At 63.8% G+C, this 4226-nt stretch carries 4 protein-coding genes; 3 read left to right on the plus strand and 1 reads right to left on the minus strand.

Annotation, left to right across the window (positions count from 1 at the left end):
- Position 1: 1 nt before the first annotated feature.
- From R3175_RS17845 to R3175_RS17855, 3 genes are all read left to right on the plus strand, one after another.
- Positions 2 to 1279, plus strand: a complete 1278-nt coding sequence (locus R3175_RS17845; protein ID WP_318945696.1) for a cobyrinate a,c-diamide synthase — start codon at positions 2 to 4, stop codon at positions 1277 to 1279.
- 25 nt (positions 1280 to 1304) lie between these two features.
- Positions 1305 to 1916 carry a cob(I)yrinic acid a,c-diamide adenosyltransferase gene (gene cobO / locus R3175_RS17850; protein WP_318945697.1) on the plus strand — a complete coding sequence of 204 codons (612 nt, stop codon included), beginning with the start codon at positions 1305 to 1307 and terminating at the stop codon, positions 1914 to 1916.
- Positions 1917 to 1994: 78 nt separating this feature from the next.
- Complete coding sequence (locus R3175_RS17855) at positions 1995 to 3455, plus strand: cobyric acid synthase (protein ID WP_318945698.1); 1461 nt, start codon at positions 1995 to 1997, stop codon at positions 3453 to 3455.
- Positions 3456 to 3458: 3 nt separating this feature from the next.
- Here the strand turns inward: R3175_RS17855 and R3175_RS17860 are convergent, their stop codons facing one another.
- The gene (locus R3175_RS17860) at positions 3459 to 3824 is read right to left on the minus strand and encodes an MmcQ/YjbR family DNA-binding protein (RefSeq protein ID WP_318945699.1); all 366 of its coding nucleotides are present in this window, start codon (positions 3822 to 3824) and stop codon (positions 3459 to 3461) included.
- Positions 3825 to 4226: the final 402 nt, after the last annotated feature.

Raw genomic sequence — 4226 nt, forward strand, 5'->3', positions numbered from 1 at the left:
GCTGATCACCGCCCCGGGTTCCGGCCAGGGCAAATCCATCGTCACCGCGGCCCTGGCCCGGCTGCATCGCAACGCCGGCCGCAAGGTCCAGGTGTTCAAGCACGGCCCGGACTACCTGGACCCGATGGTGCTGGAGGTCGCGTCCGGCCGGCCGGTGTACCAGCTGCATCCCTGGATGACGGGCGAGGCCGAGTGCCGCTGGCGGCTGGCCAAGGCCGCCGGGGAGGCGGACCTGGTGCTGGTGGAAGGGGCCATGGGCCTGTTTGATGGCGATCCTTCCAGCGCCGACCTGGCGGTGTTGGGTGGCCTGCCGGTGCTGCCCGTCATCGATGCCAGCGGCATGGCCCAGACCTTCGGTGCCGTGGCGCTGGGGCTGGCCCGATTTCGCGCCGATCTGCAAATCCACGAGGTGATTGCCAACCGGATTGGCAGTCCCCGTCACGGCGTCATGCTGGCGGAGAGCCTGCCGGAGGGGCTGGAACTGTTGGGGGCGATTCCCCGGGACGAGGCCATGGCCATTCCCGATCGTCACCTGGGGCTGGTGCAGGCGTCGGAACTGACGCACCTGGACCGCCAACTGGATGCCGCCGCCACGGTACTGGCGGAAGCCGGCCTGGACCGCCTGCCGGCCACGGTTGCCCTGCAGGCCCCGGCCCCCGCCCAGCCCGACCGGTTGCTGGACGGTGTGCGCATCGCCGTCGCCCGGGATGCCGCCTTCGCCTTTATCTACCGGGGGAACATCGATTTGCTGGAGGCGATGGGGGCCCAGCTGAGCTATTTTTCACCGCTGGCGGATGACGGTCTGCCGCAGGCGGACGCCCTCTGGCTGCCCGGCGGGTACCCGGAGCTGCACGCCGCCACCCTGGCTGCCAACACCCCCATGCGGGAGGCGATCCGAGCGCACCATCGCGCCGGCAGGCCAATCCTGGCGGAATGCGGCGGCCTGATGGCTTGTGTTTCCAGCCTTGTGGATCTGGACGGCAACGCTCATGCCATGCTGGGGTTGATGCCTGGCACCGCCACCATGGAAGGCCGTCTGCAGGCCCTGGGACTGCAAAGTCTGCACACCCGCGAGGGCAATCTGCGGGGACACACCTACCACCGCTCCTCCCTGGACACACCCCTTGAGCCAAGGGCCCGCACCCGCAAACTGGCGGGCACCGAGGCCGAACCGGTGTTTCAGGTGGGCAGACTCACCGCCAGCTATTTCCATGGTTACTTTCCATCGGCCCCCGAACTGGTCGCCCGGCTCTTCCGCGGCCAGCCGCTGGCATTCTGACAACCAACCCATTAAGGACAGCATCATGCGCGAAAACGCCAAAGATCCTGAACGCCACGCCCGCCGGATGGCGGCCAAACAGAAAGTCATGCAGGACCGCATCGCCCGCGCCCAGAACGAGAAGGGGGTGCTGCTGGTGCTGACCGGCCCGGGCAAGGGCAAGAGCAGCTCCGGTTTCGGCATGGTGGCCCGGGCCCTGGGCCATGGCATGAAGGTGGGGGTGGTGCAGTTCATCAAGGGCAAGTTCAGCACCGGTGAGGATGCGTTCTTCCGGAATCTGCCCAACGTGGATTACCACGTGATGGGCGAGGGCTACACCTGGGATACCCAGGACCGGGAGAAGGACGTGGAAGCTGCCGAAGCCGCCTGGGAGATTGCCAGCAGGATGCTGAAAGACCCCAGCTATGACATGGTGCTGCTGGACGAGCTGAACATCGCCCTGCGCTATGAGTACCTGGATCTGGATCGGGTACTGGACGACCTGCATGAACGCCCCGAGATGCAACACGTCACCGTGACCGGTCGCTATGCGCCGAAGGAACTGATCGAGCTGGCGGATACCGTTACCGAGATGAAAGTGGTCAAACACGCCTTCAAAGACCAGGGCATCAAGGCCCAAAAAGGCGTCGAATTATAGAAAGTGGCACTCCGGGCGGCTTGCACTTTACCGCAGTAGGGACCTTCTCGAAGGTCCTAAATATTGAGGAAATGAATTGTGACCACCTTGATGATCCAGGGCACCACCTCTGACGCCGGCAAGAGCACGGTGGTGGCCGCGCTGTGCCGCTGGCTGCACCGTCAGGGGGTGTCGGTGGCGCCGTTCAAGCCCCAGAACATGGCCCTCAACAGCGCGGTGACCGTGGATGGTGGCGAGATCGGTCGCTCCACTGCGTTGCAGGCCCTGGCCTGTGGCCTGGAAGCCCACAGTGACATGAACCCGGTGCTGCTCAAGCCCCAGACCGACTGCGGTGCCCAGGTGATCCTGCGGGGACAGGTCTATGGCAACATGCATGCGGTGGATTATCACGCCTACAAGGCCCAGGCCCGGGAATCGGTGCTGGCCGCCTGGCAGGCGTTGAGTCAACGTTACGACGTCATCATAGCCGAAGGTGCGGGCAGTCCGGCGGAGGTCAACCTGCGGGCCAACGACATCGCCAACATGGGCTTTGCCGAGATGGTGAACTGTCCGGTGTTGCTGGTGGGGGACATCGACCGGGGCGGGGTGTTTGCCCAGTTGGTGGGCACCCTGGCGCTGATTTCCGAATCCGAGCGCAGGCGTACCAAAGGATTTGTGATCAACTGCTTCCGGGGCGATCTCAGCCTGCTGGAACCCGGCCTGGACTGGTTGACCGAACGCACCGGCAAACCGGTGGCGGGCGTTTTGCCCTACCTCCATGGCCTGGTGCTGGACGCGGAAGACAGCGTTGGCACCAGCAGTGAGCATGACGAAGGCGCCCTGAAGGTGGTGGTGCCGGTGTTGCCGCGAATCAGCAACCACAACGATTTCGACCCGCTGAGGCTCCACCCCGGGGTGGAACTGATCTTTGTTGGGCCCGACCAGACCCCGCCCCCGGCGGATGTGATCATCCTGCCGGGCAGCAAGCACACCCGCAGTGACCTGGACTGGCTGCGGGCCAACGGCTGGCTGAAGGTGCTGGAACGCCACCTGCGCTATGGCGGCCACGTCTTCGGCATCTGTGGCGGTTTCCAGATGCTGGGTCGCACGATCAACGATCCGGATGGCCTGGAGGGGACGCCAGGTGTCACGGCCGGGTTGGGCTGGCTGGACATCGACACCCGCATGGTGGCGGGCAAGCAACTGACCCGGGTGGCAGGCACCCTGCAGACCACGCCGGAGCAGTCACCGGCGACCGTGTCCGGCTACGAGATCCATAATGGGGTGACTACCGGTCCTGGCCTGGAACACCCCCTGGTGCAGTTGCCAGACAAGGTGGATGGCGCCATCAGTGCGGATGGTCGGGTGATGGGCACTTACCTGCACGGGGTGTTTGACGATCCCGCCGCCTGCTCACGGCTGCTGGCCCATTGGGGCCTGACCGACACCGGCCAGGCAGTGGATTACGCCGCCCACCGGGAGCAGCAGCTGGACCGGCTGGCGGACGCGGTGGAAGACTGCCTGGATACCGGGTGGCTGAAGCAGTTGCTGGGTGTTTGAAATTCAGGCCTGCGCAACGGCAAGCTTGCGTTGCTCGGCTTTGGGCAGTCCAGACAGGGCCTTGTCGTAGGACCACTGGATCAGTTCTTTCAGGTAACCCTCGGGCACCGACTCCACGTCCACAATCGTCACCCAGTGAAACCTGTGCATGTACCGCGCCGGCTTCATGCCGTCCTGGTCCGTGAGTTCCAGAAACCGCTCGGGGGTCGCCCGGACGCTAAACCGCCACTGTTCCGGTTCGCTGGTCTTGAAGTAGGCGAACTTCCGTGACCCGACCTTGTAGACCAGAATATTGGACGGCGGCCCATTCTGTTTCTCATGGGTGCCGGGGAGTGAGCGACATAGGTGCTTAACATCATCGATGTTCATGGGCATCCGTTCAACCAGTGGCGAGTTTGTATAGCGCAATCTGATCTTCCCTAATATGGGGCTTATGAGCCCCAGTAAGGGATTCTTTACGCGTGACCATGCCAGCCTCAGCTTGCAGCGAGCAACAGAAGTAACACTGGCTCTGAAAGCACGACGGACGCCCCCAGGGCATCGCCGGTATAGTCACCGAGTTATCGTTTCAAATTGAGTTCAGAGATCTATTTCCACCGTCTGCGGGCGATTTTCAGTTCCTGGGCAGGTGAGCCCAACGTTCTTTCTCGGCCTCGGCGTAGCCTTCCTCGATTTCCGCTAACTGGGTCGTGGGGCCGTCGGGTCGCATACGCTCCTGCACTACCTCAGGCCATTGGTTGTGGGAACGCTTTCGGCAGAGTCGGTAGGTGA

The organism is Marinobacter sp. (assembly GCF_033722735.1).
Lineage (GTDB): Bacteria > Pseudomonadota > Gammaproteobacteria > Pseudomonadales > Oleiphilaceae > Marinobacter.

What these genes read in the sequence shown, in the direction of transcription:
- R3175_RS17860 (WP_318945699.1), bottom strand. Translation starts at nt 3,824, where the DNA reads ATGAACATCGATGATGTTAAGCACCTATGTCGCTCACTCCCCGGCACC.
- cobO (WP_318945697.1), top strand. Translation starts at nt 1,305, where the DNA reads ATGCGCGAAAACGCCAAAGATCCTGAACGCCACGCCCGCCGGATGGCG.